Genomic DNA, 25,503 nt, shown 5'->3' on the forward strand with positions numbered 1-25,503 from the left:
TCAGTCACCCCCGAGGGTTTTCTCGCGGTTCAGGTCGCGCACCATGTCCCGCTCCACAGCCTGCAGACGCTCACGCTGCAGACTTTCTGAGGCCACCTGCTGAATCGCCGCCTCCTGGCGCCGGAACTGAGGATCATCCGGTAGCGTCGTTTTCTCCGGGCCCGGCCGGTCACGCTCCAGTCCGCGGATGACATCCCCGATAACCTCTTTCACCCGGTCCGCCGGCTCACCGGCTTTACGCGCCTCCCCGGCCACTTCCCGGGCAGTCTGTTCCGCCTGTTTTTCCATTTCCCGGCGCTGCTGCTCTTCTGCCGCCCGCTGCGCCAGTACCTCTGGCGGGAGGATAATGTCAGCCCCGGCCTGCGGTACCGGACCCACCGGCGCCGGATCAGCCCATACCCGCCCGCCGGTGATGGCCCCGGGGTTCCAGGGGCGGTCATCACCGGCCAGCCGCACCACCACCCCGGTATCGGGATTGTCGCGGGCCATTCTGACCCCCTCCCCCATATTCCCGGCCAGCAGGCTTTCACCATTGCGGCTGTTCTGCAGCGCCACGAACCGGGCGGCATCATTGCCCATAATCCGTCCCTCTCCGCCGATGGCCTCCAGCCGTCCGTCCCTGTCGGTCAGCGGGCTGAGCCAGATACCGGCGGCTTTCCCGTTCTTATCGAATGCCGGCAGCGCCACATGCGGCTGAGGGTACTTTTTCCCCGGGGAAATGAATTTTCCCGGTGAATTTCCCTGTGCCAGACCGGACTGCTGCAGGGCTGCCCGGCCAGCGGCGGTTTCATCCAGTGGCCTTGCCCGCCCGAACAGCAGATCGGCGCTTTTCACCGCCCGGTCGTTACGGGGTTCCAGAATATCGTGCGCCGTCGCTTTCTCAGGTGAATGCTTGATGGCCTTTATCCAGCCCTCACGGCTGTCGGTGTAAACCTGCACATGCTGTTTCATGCGGGATAAAGCGACATAGGCAGACTCAAAGCTGGCCATCTGTTCCCGACCACCGGCCACCCCTTCCAGCGCGATGGCATACGGTTCGCTGGCCCCCTGGGCGCCGTGGGCGGTGATGGCGTAGGCGAGGTCGATATGCTGCTGCGCCTGATCCGCCTTCGGGGTCAGCGTGCGGGTGGTTTTGCCATCAGACAGCGTGACACTGTCACCCGAAACAGACTGCACCTCCCAGATACTGTTGGCCACATAGCCGCGCTCCAGGTCACTTTTGCTGAAGCGCATTCGGTCCCCCTGAGACACGGTGATCTTTTCCTGGCGATAAAGCGTCACACCTTCAGCAGAGGCTTCACGGGGAGAGATATATCGCTCCTTTCCTTCACTGTCTGTCAGGGTGATCAGCTGATTATCCTTATCCACTTTGCTGATACGGTGGTATACGTTATCAACCAGCGCCACCGCCTCCTTGTGAGCCGTCCAGGTCGACAGTTTGCGCAGTTCACCGTCACGGATGTTGCTCGTGACCAGCACCGGCAGGGTGATTTCCTCTTTGCCGGTTTCCCCGTTCTCCCGCCGTGCGTCATGGATCAGACTGTTCAGCGCCCGCCGGTCCTTATTCAGATGGGTGATAATCAGCGTCTGCGACTGTGCCTCCGGGGTCCGTCCGGTATAGTCCTTCACCAGCGCCTCGTAGAGCGTCGCGGGCTGACCTGCCGGCAGGGTTTCCCCCTCGCTCAGCGCCTTTTGTATCGCCTTTTCCTGCGCCGGCGTGAATTCCACCACAGAACTGCCCGGCGCCCAGACGCCTTCTTTTCTCGGCACCTGCTCCGGCGTGACCTGCTCGATGGTGGTCAGGGCGCGGTGCACATCCCGCTCAATCAGGCTGTAGACCGCCGGTCGCAGCTCAGGCACCTGGCGCACAATCTCTTTCATGATGGCAACGTCGGCGGCGCTGCGCTGCTGCATGAGCCTGAACGGCTGGCCCGGCGCGATGGGCTGCAGCTGGTCGTTATCCCCACTGGACACCGCCCGTCCACCGCCGGCGACGATGAGGGAGTGGGCTTTTGCCATATCGGCCAGCCCCACCATTGAGCTCTCGTCGAGCAGGAACAGGGTGTTGCTGAAATCGGGTGTCTGGCCATTGCGCTGCAGCAGCTGCGTGTCGTGGAGGAACGACGCCGTCGTGCGCGCATCCACGCCAGCACTCTGCATTTCCCCGACCGCGCGATGCGTCGGCGCCAGACCGATGACGCGCGGACGGGTCTCTTCCGGCAGCAGACTGATGGCACTCATGACTGCCCGGAACTGGGTGGTTTTCCCCACCCCGGCATACCCCTGAACCACCGTGAACCGGTCCGTGCTTTCCAGAATCATCCGGGTCGCCGCCCGCTGTCCGGCGGTCAGGTCCGTCATCAGACTGGCCGGTACGCGATCCATCAGGGGGGCCACCGCGTCTTTACCTTCCAGCACGTGGGTCAGGATGCTTTTTTCGGCGTCCCAGGTCTGACGGGAAATCAGCAGGTCATTGCCGTGGCCGTGCGCCACCGGTACATTCAGCAACTGCCCCGACCTGATTTGTGCCTGAATGGTCGTGTCGATGTCCGCCATCGGAACCTTCCCGCCCCCGGTTTCCAGCGCTGTCGCCAGCAGCTGGGGCCGGGAGAAGGTCAGTTTCTCACTTTCAAGCAGCGGGATGGCCAGGTGAATGGCCTGTTCTGCCGGGGTACGCAGTCCGGCCTTCTGCTGCGCAATGGCCGCATCCAGGTCCGTCTCGCCGGATCGGGTCTTCAGCTGCTCTGAGACCACGCTGAAGGCGGTATGCCGCGACAGCTTCTCCGTCGTGCGAGCCGCATCCTGCGCCGAGTACAGACGGAGATGACTTCCGCTCTGCGCCAGCTGGTTGAGGGTGGCGTTATCCAGCTCACGCTGCGTCACCGACGCAAAGACCGTTGCCGTCTCGCTAACCGACCTGCCGGGACTTTCCACCCAGCCGTGGCCGATTTTAATCCCGTCAAACACGCCCGCGCCCACGGCCAGGGTCTGCGTGGTTTTCTGCCCCGGACGCTGTACCGTCAGTTGCCCGTCCTCCACTTTCATCACCGTGATGCTTTCCCCGCCCTTCAGGCGTGTGTCCGGTATCTTCCCGAGCACCGCCAGACGTTCCCCCTCGGCCACCGGCAGTGTCTCTGCCCGGAACAGCGTCCACTGGCTGTCGACCGCGGAAACCTTCAGATCCAGACGGACCCCGTCCCGGTCTTTCAGGGTCAGCATATTGCTGCTCGCGGTCACCCGGTCAATGACAAAGCGATCGTGCGTCCGGGTCTCCGGATCCCAGCGTTCCATCACCATCCCCTCCCGGTAATAATCCCGCACGCCCCGGCTTTTGCTGTCCAGCCACACCGGCGTCAGGGCTGTAATGGTCGTGTCTTTCTCACCCAGCACCCCCTCATGTCTGAGGGAGTCACGGATAAGGCCGTTGAGTACGCTCTGTTCACGCGCCCCGCTGATTTGGGCCACGCTTTCCTGCCCTTCACGCACGCTGACGGCAAACTCCTGTGCCAGCCGGCTGTAGCGTGCGCCTTTATCCGGTTCACTGATGATGTCGGCGGTGGTCTGATGGCCACCCTGCCAGCGATACGTATTCACGCCGCTGTCCTTCAGCACCGTCAGCGCGCTGCCGGTCCCGCTGCGCTTCCCGCTGTCGGAGAGCAGGACCTGCACGTTATGGCGCATCGCGCCATCGAGCAGGGAAATCGTTTCCTTCAGGCTCAGCTTCTCCGCCTGATCCACGATGAGTGTTCCGCCCGGAATAAACGCCGTTCCGTCCTGCAGGGCGGATTTACCGGTCACCGTCTCCCCGGCCAGACGCACATCCCCGGCGAGAAAATCACGTGAACGGTTATCGGCCGCCAGGATATGGACGTCGCGCCCCTGCTCCCGGGCCATCAGGGTTAACTCGGCCACCCGCTCCCGCTGGCCGGTTGCACCGCCCTGACCGGAAACGATACCCATGACCGGGCGATCCTGCGCCAGCACGCTGACGGCATCGCTGAAAGGGACCTGGCGCACCACAGACGCATCGGGCGTGACGGAGACATGATTCTGGCGCTGCACCTCCTGACTCAGGGCTTTGACGGCGAGTTCATCGAGAACGTGGATATTTGAGGTGAACAGGCCTTTCTCGCGATCGAGAGGGATAAGCTGCTCCCGTTCAATGGCGGCATCGATACCGGCTCTGGCCAGCTCAAACACACCGTCCTTCGCCTCCAGCTGGCCGACCGTGCGTGCCAGCAGGTCGGCATACGTGAACTGCACCTTGCGGTCGCTGAGACCGGCAATCGCTTTCGTCACCACATCCGTGATATCCGGACCGTCAGTGTTCACCGGCGCGGCAGGTGCACGTGCCAGCTCTGCGGCTCGCGCATCGGCGGCCTCACGGTACCCCCGGATGTCAAACCCGGTCTCCTTCAGCGTGTTCATCCACTCCACCATCTTCTCTGCCGGATCGATGGCTTCTTTCGACTTGCGGGTATCGAGCGCGGCCACATCCCGGGACTTCAGGGAGGCATCGGGTCCTGCAGCCTCCCGGAGCTCCTGACTGCGCGTGGAAAACGACTCAACCGGCACGCCCTCCATCTCCCACATGCCATTCTTACCCGCATCCACTGTCTTGTAACCCATAGACTCAACATCGGCCCTGAGAGAGTTCTGGTATATCTTTCCCAAAGCGATGCGGTTGGCCAGTATGTTTTCGGAAAACCCGGTTTTACCGACGGTATCGCTGGCCAGCGTCTGCCATTTATCGCCGTTCTGTGTCGTATTGATAACCACGCTGTGCGTGTGTATCTGTGGGTCCTGAGCGCGCGATGTATCGTGGTTAAAGCGGGCAATAATCAGATTCCCGGTCAGGACCGTTTCAGAAACGCCATCTCTCTTTACCCGTGTGGAGGCAAGGGACTCCACCTGGTTAAGAGCGACTGTCACCGCGCGATTATGAGCATCGATAAGACGCTTATCGCCGCCCAGCATAGCCAGCATCGATACACTTTTCGGTGCCGAGAAGGTCAGGTCGTAACCGGGCCGGTGCTTATTCACGCCATCCTGTATCCGGGTCAGGTCGCTGCCATCAGGTAGTTTTCCCTGCAGAAGCTCCGTGAAGACCTGCTTGTCTACCTTTCCTTCAAGACCAAGCGCTTCCGCGCCTTTACCCTGCCAGCGCTCGTCCATACTCCCGATAACGTAGTAATTATCCTTGTCCGTATAGTAATTACCGGCACTGCCAGCTGATTTAACCTGGCTGAAACTAAGCATCAGAAGTTCCCCCCAATCTCGACATCATCCTGCTCATCGTGGCGGTGGCTGTGGTTGATATTGACTTCCTCACGCCGCTGCATATCCCGCAGTGTCTGCTCATCAGCCCAGGCGTCATACGCCTGCATGTCCTCGATGACGCCGTCCTTGTTCATACCGGCCGGCAGCATGTCCTGCCCCTGCTCTGCGGACTGCTGCGCCAGCTCCTGTTCTGTCCCGCCTGCAGCTGCAGCAGGGGTACCGGCAGAGGATGCTGTTGCGGCAGCAGCGGCCGCTGCGGCTGCTTTTGGTTTGATCAACGGTACGGTCGTGACCCGCAGGACGGGAGGCTCAGCTGTCCTGGCGGAGGGTTCCGCTGCCGGCATCTTCGTTGTCGCCGGCGCTTTTACCGGTGCCGGAGATACTGTCACTTCTGCTGGTGCAGGCTGACTGACCGGCTCAGGCTGTTCACCGGCGTGACTGTTTGTATCAGCGGTCCCGGATGCCGGCGCATCCGGCGTGAAAAGTGCCCTGGCAAGACTGCCTTCAGCTTCCCGCGCTTCAAGCAACGCACTGAGCCGCGCATCCACCCGCGCATCGAGAGTGCGAGGAATAAATCCCTCGGCAATTTTCGGACGCGGCTTGTATTTGAGGGCCAGTTTCACGGCCGGATACGGCCCGGGCAGCGTGACATAGCAGGACAGGTCAGGCAGCGTCTGAATATCGGAGTAACTGACCAGCGTTTCCCGCTCTTTTTCTTTCCCGGTCGATACACCATCACGCACCGGGTCAGCACCGTAGGAGTACTGCTCACTGGCCTTGAGGATTTCCTTCTCGCCAATTTCACCGGCAGCAAACTCCGCAATCTCCTTACTCGGGGAGCGGAAGAAGGCCCGGGTGTTCATCACGTCAAAGAGCGTGGCGGCAGGCTTGACGCCATAGATGTCTTCCAGCTGGGCATAGGACTGAATACCAAACACATAACAACCACCAAATTTACGCGCCTCAGGGAGGATTTCGACCAGGTCCGGCAGCTTGTGCAGCGTGGGGAGCTCGTCGGCGAAAATCCACACGCGCCGGTTACGGTTCTCCCCCATCGCCAGCAGGCCGCGGATAGCAATTGACAGCCACATCGAGATAACCGGCTTCAGGGAAGCATGGGTGTCAGCGTTGGAGGAGATAAACAGCCAGCCATTGGGTCGGTCCTCACGGACACCGCGCATCCAGTCCCTGATAGTGAACGGCTCCCCGTTCTTCTCGATGCCCTGCAGGTAGCGAATAGCCTTGACGTAGTTGGTCAGCACGGCACGAATGGAGATGGCCGTTTTCTCAATTTTCTCTTCAACCAGGTTCGCTGCCGGCGTGTTCTGCAGATAGGCGCGCAGCTTGTCGATTTTAATGGACAGCATGGTATCAACCAGCTTCTCGTAGCTGCGATCCTTGTCTTCACGCATCAGGTACGCGCCTTCGGCAAAGATAGTGCGACCGGAGCCCTGCCAGAACGGGTCTTCTTTGGTGCCCATCGGGATAAGGGTGTTGGAGATGTTGTCGAAGTCCGGCAGCGTCAGGCACTCTTTCCACAAATCCCAGGCCGCGCAGCGCGAGTCCAGCGGGTTGAGGATTTTATCCAGTGACGGGTCGTAATAGCTTTTTACGAACTCACAGGAGCGATCGTAAATGATGGCCATATCGCCCCGGGCACGGACATAATTCAGTAGCCGGCGGATCACTTCTGATTTACCGGAACCCACGGTACCGTGGAGGCAGAAGTTCTGGATTTCGGAGTTTTTAAGAATAGGCAGATCGCCAATTTTAATATCAGAGGCCATACCATCACGCTTCATCTGGCGGGCCACTTCTTTAGGCTTATCGGAAAGCTGGCGCCCGCCGGTATTCTCATCCTCACTCTGCTGTTTCCCCTGGCGGCCCAGCACCCAGCTGGCGATGAAGAACGTCACGATACAGATAACAAGAGAAACCACGGCAGCAAAGACGAAACTGGTCCACAGTTGCTCTCCGCACCAGATAGTATATTTATCGGCCAGGATTTGTTCTGAGGTATATTCCAGCGACTGGCCGTAATACTGAATGGTGTATACCGGCTGGGAGCGAATAATATCGCGCATCGGACCCAGCGTCGTACACCACCAGTATACGCAGCCGTTCACAAAGGTCTGCCAGCTGAGCCGGTACATCAGCATCAGTCCGCACAGCACCCAGAATAAAATAAACAGCACATAAAAAATAATATTGGCAATCTGACCAAACATGCGAAAACGCATATTGGCGATCTGACCGCCCTGCGTCATATCTTTGGCATTGAAACTCATGGCACTAATCCGTCAGTAAAGTATTAGGGTCGGAAGGACAAATTAATCAGAGGAAATACACCGGCACAGAAAACAGGATTACAGTCATGCCCGGATCCATTGATGGCCAGGCCGGATACTGGCTGCTATTAAGAGGTTATACAGAAGGTATAGCCCTCTGAGCCAGGGCAATGCCCGCCTTTAATGTACGACTTCGCCACCTGCCGTCCGGCCTCATCGACCAGGGCATGCAGTGTGGATGGCGATGTTTCAGCCGTGTACTGCAGGCAGACGCAGAAGCATTTCACCGGAGATTTAATTATATCCGGACGTTCAAACCAGCCGGTCGACGGGAATATCCGCGTGACGAAGAGCCTGTCAGAAGGAAACTGAGTCTGCACGGACCAGGCAAACACGTCGTCAGTGCTGTCGCGGCGATTGACGCCGGGGATATACAAATCTTCAGCTTCGCGCACAACACGGGAGGCGAGAGAGGACAGGACTGAATCATCCGTGCTGGCCGGGCCTTCCACACATATGGAAAGATGGAAATATTCCGGTTTGCTCTGCGCTTCTGGCTTTGCATCGGGAATAACTGACACCGTGCCTCGCTTACGTCCCGCGGAAGACGTCATTAATTTTCGAAAAAAGACACCTGCGATGAAAACAAGGACGAGAATAACCAACGCGCTGCAAAAATACATGATGTGGTCACTGAAGAGAGAACAGACCTCGCGGTGTGACAGGGAATAAGTCTCCCCCACAGCAGGATGCGGATAAATATCGCCAGGCACCAGTTCATGTGTATCAACAGACCTGACAGGTTCAGATATTGTCATAAATAACCTCTGATAAAATAAAGTCAAAAAGACTCCGCCGAAGGCGGCAACGCCTCACAGATGCACAAATAAATTGCGCAACTGTTCACCGTTTAGATGTGGAATTAACTGATTCTTTGACGAATGAATTTTGACACGCCAGAAAGGTGATGCCAGTCTGGCCCGGAGTGCCCGGGCCGAGGAGTAGAAAACCTACAGAATATTTGCGATCGATTTTGCCAGCTGGTCTTCAAGAACAGGCTGGGCTTCAGGGAACTTGAGGTTAACTTTATTAGCGTTCGAGACGACGCGAGTCTGGTATTTGTGCTGATTACCTGTTTCCGTACTTGTCTGCACTTTTGCACCGGATGTTCCCTGACGCAATACGGCCACGTTATCAGTCTGAACCTGAGTTTTGGTTCTTTCTGCGATCTGAACATCGGTGATCATGGTGTAGTTCACATCTTCCACCATCGCGTCAGCAGCCATCCCGACCAGACCAGCCGCAAGCCCTACCCCCAGGGTTGCTCCCGCAGAACTGGAGTTGTAAGCGGTAATCCCCGCCCCAAGAGCGGCGCCAGTCACTGCCCCCTCATAACCCCGGCTTAACCAGCCCTGAGACTCACGAAGGTCCATTTTATCGGCCTTGAGCACGTTTGCCTGGATCCAGTAGCCCGCCGTATCCGGGTTACTGACGACCTGATATCCCTTTGAAGTGACGGCGCTGGCAATTTTTGCCTGCAGGCCACTCATATCCTTATCAGAGGTATTTTTGATTTGCAGATAAACCGTCTTGTTATTTGAAGGTTCCAGCCAGATTGTTTCGCTCATCTGGGTTTTTACTTCCAGATTTCTCTTTTTAATAGCGGTTCCCATTGCACTACATCCAGATAACACCAGCGCAGAGCTGACGACCATCACAGCCATGACTTTATTAAGCTTCATCCTGAATCCTTGTGACATAATCAATACGAGTGAATACACATTCTCTTATAATGTCGGAATGCGCACTCACTATATACGAATTTTAAGCGAGATGTAAAAACCAATTAAAACCTAGGCAGCCAATAATAACAAAAAGAAACTTTTAGCCTGTTAATAAACCACCATAATTGATAGGTTGAGTATGGATGACCAACTCCCAACTTTGACAGATTCATAAATTCCCATAATTAACCCTGACTTAATGTAAATCAAAAGACTCCACCGAAGGCGGCAACACCTCACAGGTGCACAAGTAAACTGCGCACCTGTTCACCGTTCATGATTTCTAACCGATTCAATAACAGACGTCAGGGTCGCCAACTGATAACGACTAAGGTCAATATTCATAACCATAAGTGTTAATAAAAGACTGAAACCGGTAACAACAATAAAAACAACCGCATTAATTCCGTTATATGCAGAAAAAAACGCCAGGCATGGGAATATAGTAAAAATAACCGCTCCATAAGCTCTGCATTTCTTTGCTAAAAAACCAAAGAACAACGACTTTTTCCTGAAAGACTCAGGTAAAGAAAGGAAGAGTGAGCGGGTATTCGCGGTTGCAATGATAGAGAAAATGCCCACAACTGCCGCAAAAACCATTGATGAAATTCTATCAAGACCCGTAGAAAAATCACTTATCCCATATGAAAAATATGATGAAAGTAAAAACCAAAACATAAAAGTCAAGCCAGGCCAGATACAATTCCAGAATGAGGGGATCGTTAAATCCTTCTCAGTCAGAACTAGTTTTAACTCGTCAATTTCACCTTGTATTATTTGATGGGTTAACATTCTTTCCTCCCTATCCCTTTGGTTTCTCGTTTTCTAATTTTGTTGCCTTATCCAGTAGTTCTTTGGTTGAATCCGCGCCAGGCAGTCTGGTTTGATGCTCTTTCTTATCATTATAAGAATTTTTGAAATCATTTCCTTTTGTTTTGTGGTCATTTTCCAGTTCAGCATTCTCTTTTTTCACTTCAACGCCTTGCTGTTGTATGTTTTCACGGGTTTCCTGATGCTGTTGTTTATTCTCTGCAATCATCCCATCCACTTTCTGACCCACATTATCCATAATACCAGCGTCTTGCGTCATGGCATCGATACGACCAGAATTTTGTCCATAGTCAGCCATTACCGACCCATTGTCCCCACCACCTGACACCCCAGCCATATTCTGTCCGATGCTTTCACGCCCCTGTTGATACGCGGCATCAACCCTGGGTTCAACCTGCTCTTTGACGAATTCACGCGCCAGTGCTTCACGCTGCGCCGAAATTTCAGGAGAACTGGTATTGGTCAGAATAGCCTCGGCATCCTGTGGAGCGCGACGCTGAACAAAGTTAGCAAACTGCTGAGTGAGATTCTCGCTCATCTGGCCAGTCATGCTCTCTGTGCGTGACGCCATCTCACTGTACTCATGGCTGCGTGTCCGGCTGGTTGTATACTGGTCGTAGCTGTTTTTGGCACTGGAGAGTGACGCGGCAAACTGGTCAACACGCGAGCTGGCATTATTATCGGTAATATTACCCGATGTGGTGGTTTTGCGGCTGGTAAAGTAATCGGATGCTTCCTTAAAGTCTTTCGCCGCCTGGCTGCTGGTATCGTGCCTACTGTCATGAGATTCCCTTCCAGATTCGGTTGTCGAGTCAGTAGAGCCACTTGATGCATTCACTCCAGCACTAATTTTAGCCCCCCCTTCAGCAGTGAGTCCTGTAGCCCATTTACCCAGCTTCCCGACCAATTGGTCGCCACTACTCCATTTAGCATTACCATACATCTCACCTGATACCGTTCCCTTCCTAGACTCATCCATCAACTGCTGGAAAGACTCCTCATTACTGATGTTGTTGGCTTTCGCATTAGCAACAACCGCATTCCACATCTTGCTTCTGGCCATCGAATCCTGCGAAGACTCGGTAGTATCGGCCCCGGTCGTTGTTGAGGCGCTGTTCCCTTTATTGGTACCAAATTGCTGCAGACTATTCCAGGCACTTGTCACGCTGCTGTTATAGCCATGCAGCGCGCTTTCGGCCTGGACATCAGCCTCACGGGCCATCTGTTGCTGCGCACTGGCTATCTGACGACTGACGTTGATATCCACCGGCAGTTTTGACATTGCGCCACTACTGTCCAGGACCGTTGAACCATCCCGGGTCTGGGTACTCATCGCCCCATTCCCCAGCTGCCGCGACATCTGTCCGAAACTCGTTGTGCTGTTGGTACCCCAGCTGTAGCCGCTGACGTTCTCCATCTGCATGTTGGCAAACGAGTAATTCCCGTCCACCACGCCGGATGCCGCCTGCGATGTTGCACCAAGCCCGGAAGAAGAAAAATGGCTGTAGGCACTGGAGAAGGCGGCTCCCATGCTCTTCACGATCCCCCACGACAAAGGCGGTATCATCACGGCAATATAACCCGCGGTGGTTGCAATATCCGAGTTTTTGAGCTGAACCTGCGACAACTCCGAGAGAACGACCGGGACGCCATTTTGCTTCGCATAGTAGGCCATTGCGCTGTTCAGGATGGCGAACAGTAATGGCCACGTCTGCAGCCAGATAAGCGCAAACACATACCCCTTTAACACCTGCAGCGTCATCATATTAAACATGGCGGCCATCACCATGATCGGGAACATCCCAATCATTATCCCCATGATAACGGTTTGCATCAGCGGAAGTGTGCGAAGCGCCTGGTGCCCCATTGTGGCCTGTGCCAGCCGCTGCTTTTCAAGAGATGAGGTGTTAGCGATATTGACCAGACTGGCGGTATCACCGCTGCGGGCTGCATAACTCTGGATCCCGCTGCGCAGGGCGTTCATCGTGACGTTCTGGCGGATAATCTGCCCGGCGCTCTGTCCCGAGCTGTAGAAGTAATTGTAGCTGTCGCCAATCATCTGGCTGAACAGCAGATCGGGATTAGGTTTGCCGCCAAACAGCTGACGAACATAGTAGTTCCAGGTTTTACCGCCTGTCTGGGTATCCAGCGCAAGAGCCGATTTCAGATCCCGTGAGGCCTCCTCGCATGTCTGGAACTGGTTGTTTTTATCAAACACGCCGCGCAGTGGACTCGGGTTTGCAAAAATCAGTGTGTACGGGTCAGGTGAATTCAGTAAGTCCTCAAAAGAGTACTTATGATTGAGGAAAATATCGCCCATCACACAGTTTTGTACGTAATCGGAGAACAGCGTGGTGATCTCCGGATTTTGTGATAAAAAATCCGTACTTTTTGCGACCAGATTACTGCCAAATAACATCCCCGTTTTACTGTACGTGACACTGTCCGGCAGCGCGAAGACCATCTCATAACTCTGGATAAGTGCATTTCCCACCCGCGTTGTCAGCGACGCCGGAATGGCCAGACCAATAGGCACATTATCGACTTCATAGACCTGCGCAACGTTACTGTAATCGATGATCTGCACAGGGGTGCGAATGACAATCAGCATAGAAACCAGGGTGAGCGAAAAGACCCAGCCAATCAGCTCCATCACGTTGTGTTTTTTTACCCAGTTCCCCGCCACAATGAGTACCGAGATGGCGATACACATCTTTTCTATGGTCGACCATGTGCCGGTCCCCATAAACGCCGCAATCGCGTTCAGGTTGCCCCGTAACCAGTCGCCGCCTGCAATGGCATATACCTCAAGCATTACTGATTCCCCCCAAAATGATAGTTATTCTGGTAGCGGGTCATCATGCGGGCAGAGACCTGCTGGCGCATGTAACTCATTTGTCTGTCCACCACGAGCAAGGCGTCCTGCTGGACCTGAACACGGGACTGGAAAGCGGCAATCTGCACACTCGCCTGGTTGAGGTTTTCCATGATCATATCCATTGTCGACTGGGGATAATTACCGGTTGAGATCATCGCCCGGGCCTGCTGGATAAGTTCCTGAATGTACTGCAGCAGGATGTCGTAGCCGATATAGTCTGTCAGCTGGTAAATAAGTGAGTTAGACACCCCGAGCATCTGCGGGTCGACCAGGTATTTGAACACCGGGATGGTGGTGCTGGAGATAAACCCTTTCTCCTGATCCGTCAGTTTTTCATCAGCCACTGCTTTATTCTGGATACTGCTTAACAAAGCGGAAATCTGGCTTTTCAGCGCCTTACTGGAGGTGATGGTCACGGTCGCATCAGCAACGACCTTAAGACACTTATCCGAATCATTGCAGTGGTAGATTTTAGCCGTGCCGCCCTCCATCATGGCTTTAATCAGGTCCTGGTCAGTGGTGCGTGCTGGCAGCGGCGTGATCTCACTGTTCTCACCAAAAATCAGCGTCCCGGTCAGGGTCATCACAAACTCCTTCAGCTCCTTATTGCCGTCAAAGAGCCGGTTTTTGGACAGGGCATCCCACATAATGTTGATGTTCTTCATCACACGCTCCTTGTCCTTATCGCTGGCTTTATCCTGCACTTTGTCCATCTGCCCCCCCACCGAACAGCCCTGACGGGAAGCCGCCCAGTCCGCAAAAATGTTGCTCTCGCCGGCAATGTCCTGGCAGACCTTTTGCTGCGCCACCTGGGTCCGTGGAAACAGACCGCCCACAATGCCCTGAGCGGCCTGGCAGGAGCTGAGGTTCATGCTGTTGATGTCGCTGGCCATCTTCTGCAGGAAGTCTTTGGCAGTTTTGATCTCCGGAACCGTGGTCTGCAGGGCAAGGTCAAAGAAGTAGCCCGCGGCGTTGGACATAATTTGTTTGCCGAAGCGCTGCAGCTGCTCGCTGTTGATAAATGAGAACGACCCCAGGTACGCATCGATGCCGCCGCAGCCGGCGTTAATATCCGGCAGGGTCATGCTGACCAGCTGGATCGTTTTCACCTGCGTTCTGGCATACAGCGAACCGCCGGAGGCGTAACCCGCCGCCTGTCCCTGCCAGACCTGCGGCTGGCTGGTATTGGACGCAAAGCCAAGCTTATTGAAGAATTGGTTCATGTCGCCATTCACGTCGGCGGCGGCACTAAATGACAGGCCAAGCGCGGCACCGCAGAAGAGTGACAGAAGTTTAATTCGCATCCTGTCCTCCATTACGCACAGCATTTTTTTTAACTCTGTCATTTCTCAGAATAAAAAGGGTCTTAAGGTGATAACTGAAAAAATTGCGGATCGCTAATGTCACTCCGGTAACAAAGAACCCCACCCCAACAGCCATCAGCGCATAAGGGATGGCGTACATCATAATATTCCACAGGTCTTTTACTCGCAGGTCACCGCTGGCTATCCAGTCAGCCACGCAGAGATTAAATAAAAATCTCATTATCCAAAACAGCAAAGCACCTGCAGTGAGAAACACAATGAATAATTCCAGATAGATTTCCAGACGCCTTTCCCGGTGGATAAATTCCGGCTTCAGTTTTTCTATTTTTTCTGCTGCTGTCTGTCCGGGTGCTTTTAAACTGGCTGGAAATAAAAACGCATACAGTCCCGTCGAACGTATATATTTGTTCATGGCTATTTTCCTTAATCACTTGCTAAGACCGGATATAACAGAGACTCAGTGCATCATCTGAAATACCGTATCCACTCTGGCCATAAAGCCCTGTGCATCCGTGGCGCCCTGCAGGATCGGGTACGCTGCCAGGGTGTTCACGTTGACCAGAAACGTGGTCGGGGTGGCCACCGGGATATTGGGGAAAAAGGTCTGCATCACGTCAGGAGGCGCCGGCAGCGCCTCAGGAAACGCGTCATCACCCTGTCCGTCAATGGTGTAAGAGAACACGGAGAAGCCATACTGTCCGGCCAGCTGCTTCAGTACCGGGTCAAACTTATGACAGTAGGGACAGTGTCCCTGCATGAACAGCACCACTTTCCAGTCGCGCAGGTCCACCTGCTTTCCGTTGCTGAGTCGTAACCAGCGTGGCTGAGATGCCCCGCTCACCGCCTGGGGAGTGTCGCTCTGCGGGGAAGCCGTTTCAGTACCGGAGATTCCCCGCGGATCCCAGAGCGACTTCACCTCATCGAGCGTGCCCGCCTGTGCCAGTCCGGCCAGAGCAAGGGAAAGAGCCAGCGCCGCCAGCGGCGTCTTAGCGATGTTCTTCAGGCTGCTTTTCACAAGCTTTCTCCTCTTTTTCGGCTTCAGCAATCAGGGCGTTAAGAATGCGGTATCCCCCGAACACCACCATTCCCAGCCCGAAGATTTCCCCGGCCTGGACGGCCAGCTCAGGCTGCTTTCTGACAAGCCGGGCTATCAGGTGGAAAAACACGCCCACGGCCAGCACCCACATCCCGGTGATATCTAAATCCGGAAAACGAATCTTTCGCATATATCCTCATCTACTTTCTTAGTTCATATTCATAATATGGTTTTCGTGTGCATGTGAATTTATTAACAAAAGCCCATGAGACATTCACAAAAATAACTTTCACTGAAGCCTCAACACTATCGACAACCACGCAAGCAATGGCATTCCAGCCATAATACAAACTCTGAATATCACCTTACTAGCCTGTCGGGTATAAATGGCCCGATGAATAAACATGGTCTGTACAGGCGCGCAACACTGAATACTGGCAGCCATAAATGATACTACGTCCCAGGCCACACCCTGCTTTGCCACATAACCAATGAAAATACTTTGTATGAGTATGACAACGAATGTGCACCTGAAATACTCTGAAACGTTAATATTACGAGCAAATATATATCCAGTTAACGTGACAAACAGAATAGCCAGGAACGCAGCAATATATACCGTTGTGACATAATGCATAAGCATCTCAAAAGTTTGGTTTAAAGTCGCTGGAGACATAGAGGAACTGTTTCGCCAGGTCGTCCTGACTGATAAAGCCGTAACTGAGAGGCTTCACCTGGCCACTTTTCGGGTTAACCAGCATCATCGCGGGGAAGAACTTCACGCCAAGCTGCTCTGCCTGGCCCTGGTCCGTCCGGCTGTCGGGCAGCATGGGGTTAATCACTCCGTCAACCGACACCGGTATCACGCTCAGGCCATAGGTTTCGCGAAAATTTTTAATCACCTGGACCAGCTGGCCATCGATCGCTTCCCGGCCCCGGTAGAAGAACATCAGGCCAAAATGCTGTGCGAGGGTCGAGATAGCCCGGCGCTGTTCGGCATAGTCGGCAGCGAGCTGGTTTTTTACCGTGCCGTTGTAGTGGCTGTACTGCAGGTTGTAATCGAGTTCGGGGTTTTCCAGCATCGCTTTCTTCGCACTCATCGAGAACAAACCTGCCTGCTGCGTCCAGTAGTTCTGCAGCCGGAAATACTTCACGAAGTTTTCAGACGATGGATACAGAATGGCTTCGTACAACGACCGTTTGGTGGCCGCCTGGAGTGTGGCGAGTTTCTCCAGAATATCCATTTGCGGCGGTGGTGCCGCTGGTACGGCTTTCCTGTCCTCATCACGGGGCTTCAGTTTCTCGTTGTACCACTGCCAGCCCGCGTCTTTGGCGAAAGCCGGCATCAGGGCGCAGCAAAGGCACCCCGCCAGCATGGCGGCATGTATTGTTCGCATGGCAAATACCCTTTTATGAATTATTGCGACTGGCGTGACAGATGCTGATAGACACTGTATTTATCGAGCTGGCGCTGTATCTTTCCTGCATCATCACGGGCTTCAAAGCGGTAACCGCTGCAGTACAGAGGCAGATGATTTATCTGAAGGTCCACCCGCTCCCCGTCCCTGACCACCCACGCGGCCTGAGAAACAGTGTCGCACTGGATCCCCCAGGCCCGGTTGGTGGTCATAAATGCGTTAACCTGTCTGTCCCGCCACAGGCTGTACGACATAATGCTCACCAGAAAAACAACAAACACGCTGACAAACAGCACCACCATTCCATACGATTTTCTCTCTTCCATCCCTGCTCCTTTATTTTCCCTTCTGTAAAAGTCTGGTCAGCGCCGAAAAAAACAGATAATTCATAAGCCCGACACCGCCCATGCAGAGAATAAAGACCACACTCTCAACATAATCACTCCCCGATGTCCCTTTGACGGCATCCCAGGAGAAATAAATCACCGGAGATATGATAATTACCGTCAGCGTCAGTCTCAGAGAAAAATCGACGGCAGGATGTTTGTGAAAATTAACTTTCATTCTTTTCTCTCCCGTTATGAGTATTCTGTTTTACACCGTCAGCCTTGTGCAGCCCGATAACGTAGAAAATGAGTGATGCCGCCCCCATCCCCATCGACTCAGACCAGCCCCGGGCAGACAGTCCTGCAAACGCAACGGCAACAGCCGCCTGGCACGCCACGGCACCCAGGAATATAAGGAGCAGACTGCGGCCTGACATGAACAGGGCGATACAGGCTGGAATGAAAAGAAAGAGCACAAGCAAAACAACGACCATCAAGGACGCAGCCATTTAGTCACCTTTGATATGTTATTAATGGAGAGTTACTTTGCTGAAGACTGCGTGAGAAGTTCTTTAATACGCGCTTTTGTTTTTTCGGTCAGTTCGCTGTTATCCGGGATTTTCTGGTTATTGATTAAATCCTCCATGAAGTTTGTGAAATCCAGCTCGTTAAAATCAATCCCCTGGAGTTCCGCGACGGTAATGCCCCGACAGTCAGGACTGCTGGCGCCGCCAAAACCGATATGAAGCTGGCCGTTTCTGCCCTGCTGCTGAACGATCTGCGCCAGTTTTGAGTCGAACTGGCAATAGCTCCTTTTTTTCTCCAGGCAAATACCCAGAACCTTTTTAGAGCAGAACTCCCCGATACTGACCGTCAGCTTGTCTTTTTTCGCTTTGGCCAGCGCCTTTTCCTCGCTGCTGCAGCGTGCCAGCCCCACATCCTGGCCCCAGCCGCCGTCTTTGCAGCAGTTACTGAAGCCAGCCGCGAATTTTTTGCAGTATTTCGCTTTTCCCGTGAAGGCCCTGACATCCACCCCGTTCAGTGCCGCGACATCCTTCCCTGCAGCCGCCAGCGCTGCCAGCTCAGACACGGCCTGGCCAAAGTCGTTGCTCTTCCCGGACGTGGCTTTGTCACACTCCCCATCGAGGCAGAACACATCCCCGCCACAAACCATCTGTTTCCCGCTCGTCCTGGTTTCACAGGAATATGTCGCATACTCATGCAGGCAGGTTCCGTCTTCGCCGGAGAAGGCACACTGGCGGGATGACAGGGTGCAGGCCGTATTTTTCATCAGGCTTTCACAGGAGCCATAGTCCGCCGGCTGCGTGAGCCAGGTGTCCTTATATTTCCAGCAGGCTTCCGTGAACGAGTAATCCCTGCCTCCGAGGGTGATGGTTCGCGTTCCTCCCGGGCTGATACATTCCTCGCCCGTTTTTGTCCCTTCATCCTTACTGAACGGACAGCTTTCAACCCAGACGACTTCAGGCGCGTAGACGGTTTCGGTTTCCTCCATCACCAGGGTGACCGTGACCTGTACGGGTTTCTGGCTGGCCGATGATACGGTTCGTGATATTTTGCTTACAGCAAAGTTCTGCCCTGCAGTGACCACTTTGTCCACACCAAACGACTGATGAATCTTCCCCTTCCCGTCATAGGTATATTTCGTACAATGCGTGTTCTGGCCGCCTGAACATATCGATTCTGATCGTGGCCAGCTGATCACATCAATGGGGAACGTTCGCTCAAAGAGGGTCAGGTTTTCACTGACGGCACTCTTGCAGCTATCCCGCACCTTCCCTTCGGCGTCGCATTCTTCAATCCAGGGGATCACCAGAGGCTCACCATCCACCGAGGCATTCAGAAGACGACCACTGGTCGGGATCGTCAGGTTGCCACTCCATTGCCGGGTACTCCGGGCATAATTCAGCGTCACCACCTGCTGATAGGTTCGGTTAACTTTCTGCGTGGTGGCGTTATCCTTCAGGGTCGCTTCCCGTGTGCAAAAATTTTCCACCTGCAGATCACGTTCGCAGGTATGGTTTGTGAACTCGCTTCGGTTCACAACCTGGGCGGTACAGGACTGTCCGGTATCACCGACAATGCTGTCGGCACGGGATTCGGTATCCTTTGCGGCCTGAATAAACGGCGCATCCTGAGATATCTGATCCGGTGGCCGGTTCGTGAACGACTCCGTAATCGTTTTGCCGGTATCCCCCTGGCTGAACTCCAGGGCTGAATCGCTTTTCAGGGAGCTGTCTCCGCTGGCAGTGACGCCGCCGTAGTATTTTGTCTGATCCGGGTTGGCGGTATACCCCGGCAGGTTTTGCTCACCACTGAAATTTTTCAGTGAGTTCAGACCATTGCCCTGCACCTGTTTCGCAAAATCCGAGCCGGCTTTATAGTCGCCTCCACTGTCAGCGCAGGCGGGGGATGCCAGCCAGATGAAGGTGCCCAGGACAAAAAAATGCGCGGTCAGCACGGAAATAACCGTCTTCATTTCCACCCTCCCGCATCCCTCACCATTTCCGGTAACGCCATGAAGTACGGTTTATCTTTCATGGCTGGCTCCCGGCGGCATTTGAGGGCGCATCAAGCATCTGCCGGGCCACCTGTGCGCAGTCACCGGTTTGTGCCACTTTCTCCAGCGCCTGTTTGACGTGAATGTTACCGCGTACCACGTCATATCCGGCCTGACACCGTACCACCAGAGACGGCACACTCCGGATGCCGTACTGCGTATATAGTGTCGGGTCGATCTGCACCCCGTCGGTGACGCCGTCTTTCACCAGCTGCAGCACCGCGTCGGTGGTGGTCCTCATGTCGTTATTGACGAGCCCGCGCAGTGTCGCCGGAATGCCATACTGCCGGGTTTCGTGCAGCATCCGCTTCAGCCCCTCTTCAGGTATCGAGAAGGAGACAAAGTACAGCGCCCCTTCTGCCGGTTTTTCCTGATTCGCCGCTTTCTGCTGGCTGACCAGATTATCGATAAACTGGCGGTCAGATTTGGGCAGAGGATTGCGGCTGATTTGCGCCTCAAGCTCCTGCTGCAGCTGTTTATCCGGATGCTGGCGCAGCTGTTCGCTGAGGTTCTCCTGCTGCTTCAGCCATTCCATGTCTGTAACAGAGGAAGTTTCAGCCAACACTGCTCGTCCGGTCAGCAAAAGCATGACCATAAACAGATTCATTAATTTCATGAGAGACTCCTGTCAGAGAAAGACACAATTGCGTTTACGCCACATCAGATAGCCATAGTTCTTGCGGGAGTTGGGTGGATTTTTGCCGGCCTCCCAGCGCATCACGCTGCGTCCAAGCGGATGGCACTGACCACTGTCCGGATACATGTTCACCATCTGATAGCGCCAGCGTTCTTTCGGGATGATCGGGGAGGGATATTCGTAACAGACCGCCTTGTCCTTCCCGATACTCTCCATAATTTGTCCCTGCCGGTGAAGCTTGAAGGCCATACGTTCACTGACCAGTACCGACGACTGCAGCGGGCTGGATTCATTACTGACCTGGCCGTTAAACGGGTAAAGTGAGCCGTGGCTTCCACCACACCAGAAGAGCACATCCAGCGGCATATGGAATGCACTGGCCAGCGCATCCGCTGCGCAGGCGCCCTGCGCGATGGGGTTGGCAAACAGGATGGCTTCCGGATTCAGGATGGTGGTGAGGCTGCTGTCCACCCAGGTCGGGTCAATCTCGGACAGATAGGCAATATCCATGTCTCCGCCTTCCAGACAGCCTGCCGACGTGATGATGTTCAGCCAGTACGTCAGCGGGTACTTGTACCAGTGAACGTGATAGAAGGCGCCGTTCACCTGCTTATCGTCCTTTCTCGCGGTTCCCATGCCGGTCTTGCCGAGATTGATACTGAAGCCCCCCAGATTGACCATGCAACCTGGCGAACGGCTGACGTCCGTCATGGCCATCGGCTCCCAGTACCCGATGGCCAGACCGGGGCGAACAAAAAGCGGTGGCGGCGCCGGACACAGCTGCAGGGGATTACCGGGATTGCTGGTATCAGGCAGATCGCCTTTACCAACCTGCACGCTGCCGAGCGACAGAGGGAAGATGCAGCGCCAGCACACATCGGTGATCGGGTTAACAAACCGGCCCTCACAGGAGGGGTCAGCAGCCGCACTGAGGCTGTACCCCCACAACATCAGGGCACTCAGGAAAAGCGTCAGGGTTTTCACAGAAACATCCTTATTTTACAGGGAAGGTCTCAATATTCAGCCGTTCACCGGAGGGCGCCGGCGTGATCCGCGCCGGGACCGCCGTCAGGCCAAATCGCTTGCTCAGTACGCCGTTCTGGTCGAAATAGATCCGGCTGTCCAGCGCTGCGGAGGTGTCAGGGATACTGCCGCGCACCAGGATAATTTTGCTCATCAGGGTTTCCGGCACCTGACGCTTCATCCAGGCCAGCTGGTCGGCATCGTCACCATTGATGAAGTACAGGGTCTGGACAAACGGTACGGTTTTAAGCGGGTTCACCACATCGCCCTTGCGGGCAAACACCCGCCCCTCATTGTCCTTCAGGTCTTCGGTCAGGCGGATGCTGGGATCAAACCAGCGCTGCTCGTATTTCTCCGCACGCTTAATGCCTTCCACCGGCGCCGGACGCTGACTGTTCTCGATAACCCGCTGCTTAAACGCGTCCATCGTCTGGTCCCACTGGCCAGAGGATTGCAGCGACTGCAGACGCTGCGTGATGAGCTGCAGCATGTCCTGCTCCCGGACGGGCCATAAATCCCCCCAGGTACCGAGATCAGCCGCCTGAGTCAGCGGCGATAACAGACAGGCGGCGAGCAGACAGCCTTTCAGTCGTATCATTACTGTTCTCCTTTCATCCGGCGGGCAATGTCGTGCTGGATGTTGCGGGTCACATCGGGTGCGCCCTGAACCACGGCAGGTGAAACCAGAATGACCACATGATGCTGCTGCTGATACTCCGCCAGACTCTTCTCCAGCGCGTCGTTAAACCGATCAGAGAGCGCTTTTGACTGCGCCTCTGTCAGCTGCTTCTGGCTGACACTGTCCATAAAACTGTCGAGCGTTTTCTTCATATCAAAAGCCACCACCCGCGGCGTGGAGTACTCCAGAACCATGCGCGAGAGAAACGCGCTGGTTGCCAGGGCGAAAAGCACGAGAGCGACGATGACAGGTATCCGGCGAAAGGTATGAGAGGTCGTACTGACCGGTTGTTCGGTGTTGTTTTTCATCACTGTTTATCCTCCATGTCATTCACCGGTATTCGGGATTCAAGTTCAGCCATTTCTTCTTTAAAGTTGCGACACGCGAGGCCGTACACCGCATCGTGGATATCGACCCCCTCTTCCCGACGCGCTTTCATGTACTCAAAATCCGGGCCTTTTGAGGAGTACATCGCCCGGCTGAGCGGGTCGACGAACAGGCGGTGCCAGGAGCAGTTCGCTTCCACCTGCAGCATAAAAGAGGAGAACCACTGCTCTTTGGCAGAACCGAAGCCGTTAATCATGTCTTTCTCCAGCTTGCTGAACTGATCCGGGTACAGCTGGTTATACTTGGCAAATTCCTTCGCTGACTGTTTCAGAATGGCCTTGTACGAGGAGTTCCCCCAGGCAGCGCGTGCAGCGCTCGATGCGGTCGGGGAGTCGAAATCCACGATATTCTGGGTGATGGTGATATAGGCCCCGGTATGCCGGCGCGCCGTCCGGTAGCCCTTCTCGATAAAGGTCCCCACCTTTTCGTTTTTGAAGTCCAGCAGTCGCCAGCCTTCATCGATAACGTTGAGTTTTTTCAGGCTGCGGGGAGACTGGTACATCCGGTTTTCGATATAGATAATCAGCGAGAACATCACCGCGACCAGCAGGGACTGGCGCGACTCCAGCCCGCCCAGCTCAAGGACCACCATCCGGGCATCGTCGTGCAGGGACGGCTCATCAGAGTTGAAGTACTCCCCGTACAGCCCGTTCACCGTGTACTGGTCGAGCAGGATAATCATGTCATCAAGACGGCTGCGCACCCCCGGTGAGTCGGCGTATTCCTCACTGTCTTTCTCGCTCCGGAGAAAGGCCACCACATCATCGATACGCGCCTTGTTGCGCTTACTCAGCCAGGCCGCCCGGACCGCCTGCAGGAGAAGACCTTCGTGCACTTCATCCAGGTTGCCGTTGGGACTGGCCATCACCGACATCTGGTCGCGGATACGCTCGGCGGACAGGTCAAAGTTAGCGTCGTCGAGAATATTGGCGAACGGATTAAACTTCAGCGAGTCGCCGTCGAGATACACGCCGCCCATGTTTTCACACAGGGACTTGTAGCCGTCGCCCATGTCGAACACCCAGGCAAACCCGCCGGAGTCGAGCACGCTACGAATGAGGGGCTGAATCAGACCGGTTTTGCCCGCCCCGGAGGTGCCGCAGACCGCCATGTTGAAATTGGTATTGTTCATTCCCTCGTAGAACAGGTCGATGAACGCCAGCTGGTTACGGTAGGTGGGCGCCAGGAGTCCTGCCGGCGCCAGCGGACTGTCAGCGACAATCGGCAGAAGGTTGGCCACCTGGAACGTCTCCGCCCGCTTCACCACACCTGCCGCCTGCAGCTCTTTGAACAGGCCTTCGCCGCATTTGAACGGCATCATGGCCAGAAAATTACGCAGGTGATGATAGCGGGCCGGGATAAGCTGGAAGCCACCCTTACGGTAACTGTTGAGCACCTGCTGCTCGGTAGCGAGAGAGGCCTCTGCGTTATCGGCGGTATACGTGGTGATGTTAAAGAAGTAGGACACCAGAGAGGTCTGGTTGGTCGCCAGTCGCTGGCGGATATCGCCCCACTCCTGCATTTCCTTTATCACGTTCGGAAAGTACTTCGCGTAGGAGGTTTTGCTTTTCTTCTCCACGTCCATGAATTTCAGGTTGGCTTCGTTCTGGGTCTTCACCTGGTCCTCCACCATCAGCGTCAGTGTGATGACAAAGGGGCAGGAGATGGAGAGCTCCGGGTTCAGCAGGTTGGCGTAGTTGTCCGCAGCGGTCCAGAGAAAGGCGATTTCCGGGTCACACTCCAGGTGATAGTTCGTCACCCGGGTCACGCACTCTTTCCCGTCCCGCCCCAGGCGGCCAATTTTCAGATGACCGGCAGTGACCTGCATGTCAAAGCTGTCATCCACGCACTGATAGTTCAGGTCCTGATACGGGTCCAGCTTGTACGGCACCCGGTACATCTCATGCGGATCCGGGTTAATCAGCTCCCGCATCAGTTCGACCATCCCGGCCGCATCGAGGATACGCGTCGGGATGTAAGCCCCGCCGAGCGATGCCCGTAACACTTTAATCTGATTCTCCAGCTCCACGATTTGCGTGGTGGAGTTCTTCTTCCGGGGCACGCAGCAGGAGATGTACACGCGGTAGTTTCGCAGCGTCAGGGGCAAATCCAGATTGTCCGGCAGGGGAAATTGTGTTTCCGCCGCCCGGAGATAGTAGGCGCGGGTGATGGCATTAAACTTTTTAGCCTGTTTACCGCTCCAGCGGAATTCACGCAGACCATAGTCGATGTCATTGCCGACCAGTTTGCTGGAGACCAGATGAAAACTGACCGGGACGCCCCGGGGAAGTTTGCTGCGCAGTAAATGCTCCAGTGTGGCGACGATACTTTTATCCGCACCGGGTAAAGGACGCGCCTCAAACATAAAACCGACGGTTTTGTTATTAATAAACAGACCGGTCGCGGAATCATAATCCTTATAGGGCAGAATACGGCTGAACTGGGGGAAATTCATGCTGCCCAGCGTGTCATTGGCTTTCGCGGATTCGTCGGGCAGCTTCAGTGCTGACACCAGTGAATTCACAGCCTGGGTGACGGCATCGATAATGTTATTACTCATGCGGGCGTTCCTTTAAGAGCAATTCGAAACAACAAGGGTAATAAATGGCAAGAAGAATATTCACAGCCGCACTAGAAACTCCTTCTTATAATGGAAAATACAGGAATGAAAAACAATAAACACATGGAAGCAATAATCTGACCCGTAAAGATCGCATCCAACAACATCGCCCCTTGCCACAAACAAATAAGCAGAGTGATAAATAATAAAACCACATGAAAGAAAACAATCAGGAACAGAATGTTCGCTGAGAACTCCACATCACTACCCCCCACCTCTAAGCAGAAAAAATAAAAAACGCACAAACTACAGATGATAAAGACACCATCATGTCGAATACTCTGAAAGAAATCAGGAGAAAACTCCCCGACCAGTCCATTGTACGTCAGCCTGACTCCCAGATAGATGAGCCAGTAGACTGGAGGGATAAACAAAAAACCATATTTTCTAAAAAATAACACCATATCCATCCC

At 54.7% G+C, this 25,503-nt stretch carries 21 protein-coding genes; all 21 read right to left on the reverse strand.

The annotated features are described in order from the left end of the window. On the reverse strand, positions 1–5,259 hold the full coding sequence (gene traI / locus HMPREF3178_RS07815; protein WP_023287123.1) for a conjugative transfer relaxase/helicase TraI: 5,259 nt from the start codon (positions 5,257–5,259) through the stop codon (positions 1–3). Further along, positions 5,259–7,568 carry a type IV conjugative transfer system coupling protein TraD gene (gene traD, locus HMPREF3178_RS07820; protein WP_023313941.1) on the reverse strand — a complete coding sequence of 770 codons (2,310 nt, stop codon included), beginning with the start codon at positions 7,566–7,568 and terminating at the stop codon, positions 5,259–5,261. The genes traI and traD overlap by 1 nt, the downstream gene beginning before the upstream one ends. A 128-nt stretch (positions 7,569–7,696) precedes the next feature. Next, positions 7,697–8,386: a hypothetical protein gene (locus HMPREF3178_RS31250; RefSeq protein ID WP_023316411.1), complete on the reverse strand. Its 690-nt coding sequence runs from the start codon at positions 8,384–8,386 to the stop codon at positions 7,697–7,699. A gap of 192 nt (positions 8,387–8,578) precedes the next feature. Then, positions 8,579–9,310, reverse strand: coding sequence for a conjugal transfer complement resistance protein TraT (traT, locus tag HMPREF3178_RS07830; protein WP_004152629.1), 732 nt, complete (start codon positions 9,308–9,310; stop codon positions 8,579–8,581). A 309-nt stretch (positions 9,311–9,619) separates the two neighbouring features. Then, positions 9,620–10,144 carry a hypothetical protein gene (locus HMPREF3178_RS07835; RefSeq protein WP_023316410.1) on the reverse strand — a complete coding sequence of 175 codons (525 nt, stop codon included), beginning with the start codon at positions 10,142–10,144 and terminating at the stop codon, positions 9,620–9,622. A gap of 10 nt (positions 10,145–10,154) precedes the next feature. Further along, positions 10,155–12,998 (reverse strand): conjugal transfer mating-pair stabilization protein TraG, encoded by a 2,844-nt coding sequence (gene traG, locus HMPREF3178_RS07840; RefSeq protein ID WP_023316409.1) that lies wholly within the window; start codon positions 12,996–12,998, stop codon positions 10,155–10,157. After that, positions 12,998–14,377 (reverse strand): conjugal transfer pilus assembly protein TraH, encoded by a 1,380-nt coding sequence (traH, locus tag HMPREF3178_RS07845; protein ID WP_072198238.1) that lies wholly within the window; start codon positions 14,375–14,377, stop codon positions 12,998–13,000. The genes traG and traH overlap by 1 nt, the downstream gene beginning before the upstream one ends. Next, on the reverse strand, positions 14,355–14,798 hold the full coding sequence (gene trbF / locus HMPREF3178_RS07850) for an F-type conjugal transfer protein TrbF (RefSeq protein ID WP_020805759.1): 444 nt from the start codon (positions 14,796–14,798) through the stop codon (positions 14,355–14,357). Before trbF ends, traH begins: the two co-directional genes overlap by 23 nt. A 45-nt stretch (positions 14,799–14,843) precedes the next feature. Then, a complete protein-coding gene (gene trbB, locus HMPREF3178_RS07855) occupies positions 14,844–15,401 on the reverse strand; it encodes a type-F conjugative transfer system pilin assembly thiol-disulfide isomerase TrbB (protein WP_020804677.1) in 558 nt (185 codons plus the stop codon). Then, on the reverse strand, positions 15,373–15,612 hold the full coding sequence (gene traQ, locus HMPREF3178_RS07860) for a type-F conjugative transfer system pilin chaperone TraQ (protein WP_023316407.1): 240 nt from the start codon (positions 15,610–15,612) through the stop codon (positions 15,373–15,375). The genes trbB and traQ overlap by 29 nt, the downstream gene beginning before the upstream one ends. A gap of 454 nt (positions 15,613–16,066) precedes the next feature. Then, a complete protein-coding gene (gene traF, locus HMPREF3178_RS07870) occupies positions 16,067–16,819 on the reverse strand; it encodes a type-F conjugative transfer system pilin assembly protein TraF (RefSeq protein ID WP_023316406.1) in 753 nt (250 codons plus the stop codon). Between the two features lie 20 nt (positions 16,820–16,839). Continuing rightward, the gene (locus HMPREF3178_RS07875; RefSeq protein WP_020323521.1) at positions 16,840–17,166 is read right to left on the reverse strand and encodes a hypothetical protein; all 327 of its coding nucleotides are present in this window, start codon (positions 17,164–17,166) and stop codon (positions 16,840–16,842) included. Between the two features lie 10 nt (positions 17,167–17,176). Then, positions 17,177–17,404, reverse strand: coding sequence for a conjugal transfer protein TrbE (locus HMPREF3178_RS07880; protein ID WP_012540032.1), 228 nt, complete (start codon positions 17,402–17,404; stop codon positions 17,177–17,179). After that, positions 17,394–17,675, reverse strand: a complete 282-nt coding sequence (locus HMPREF3178_RS07885) for a hypothetical protein (RefSeq protein ID WP_022644736.1) — start codon at positions 17,673–17,675, stop codon at positions 17,394–17,396. Before HMPREF3178_RS07885 ends, HMPREF3178_RS07880 begins: the two co-directional genes overlap by 11 nt. A 32-nt stretch (positions 17,676–17,707) precedes the next feature. Next, positions 17,708–19,663, reverse strand: coding sequence for a type-F conjugative transfer system mating-pair stabilization protein TraN (gene traN, locus HMPREF3178_RS07890; protein WP_020803160.1), 1,956 nt, complete (start codon positions 19,661–19,663; stop codon positions 17,708–17,710). Between the two features lie 58 nt (positions 19,664–19,721). Beyond that, a complete protein-coding gene (trbC, locus tag HMPREF3178_RS07895; RefSeq protein ID WP_020321224.1) occupies positions 19,722–20,360 on the reverse strand; it encodes a type-F conjugative transfer system pilin assembly protein TrbC in 639 nt (212 codons plus the stop codon). Between the two features lie 12 nt (positions 20,361–20,372). Next, a complete protein-coding gene (traU, locus tag HMPREF3178_RS07900) occupies positions 20,373–21,332 on the reverse strand; it encodes a conjugal transfer pilus assembly protein TraU (RefSeq protein ID WP_029497356.1) in 960 nt (319 codons plus the stop codon). 43 nt (positions 21,333–21,375) lie between these two features. Then, on the reverse strand, positions 21,376–22,002 hold the full coding sequence (gene traW / locus HMPREF3178_RS07905; protein WP_020314628.1) for a type-F conjugative transfer system protein TraW: 627 nt from the start codon (positions 22,000–22,002) through the stop codon (positions 21,376–21,378). Beyond that, on the reverse strand, positions 22,002–22,391 hold the full coding sequence (trbI, locus tag HMPREF3178_RS07910) for a type-F conjugative transfer system protein TrbI (protein ID WP_020314627.1): 390 nt from the start codon (positions 22,389–22,391) through the stop codon (positions 22,002–22,004). Before trbI ends, traW begins: the two co-directional genes overlap by 1 nt. Next, a complete protein-coding gene (gene traC, locus HMPREF3178_RS07915; RefSeq protein ID WP_020323518.1) occupies positions 22,391–25,030 on the reverse strand; it encodes a type IV secretion system protein TraC in 2,640 nt (879 codons plus the stop codon). Before traC ends, trbI begins: the two co-directional genes overlap by 1 nt. A gap of 71 nt (positions 25,031–25,101) precedes the next feature. Continuing rightward, positions 25,102–25,500, reverse strand: coding sequence for a hypothetical protein (locus HMPREF3178_RS07920; protein ID WP_072156904.1), 399 nt, complete (start codon positions 25,498–25,500; stop codon positions 25,102–25,104). Between the last annotated feature and the right edge of the window lie 3 nt (positions 25,501–25,503).

The organism is Klebsiella sp. HMSC09D12, from assembly GCF_001808475.1.
GTDB lineage: Bacteria > Pseudomonadota > Gammaproteobacteria > Enterobacterales > Enterobacteriaceae > Klebsiella > Klebsiella oxytoca.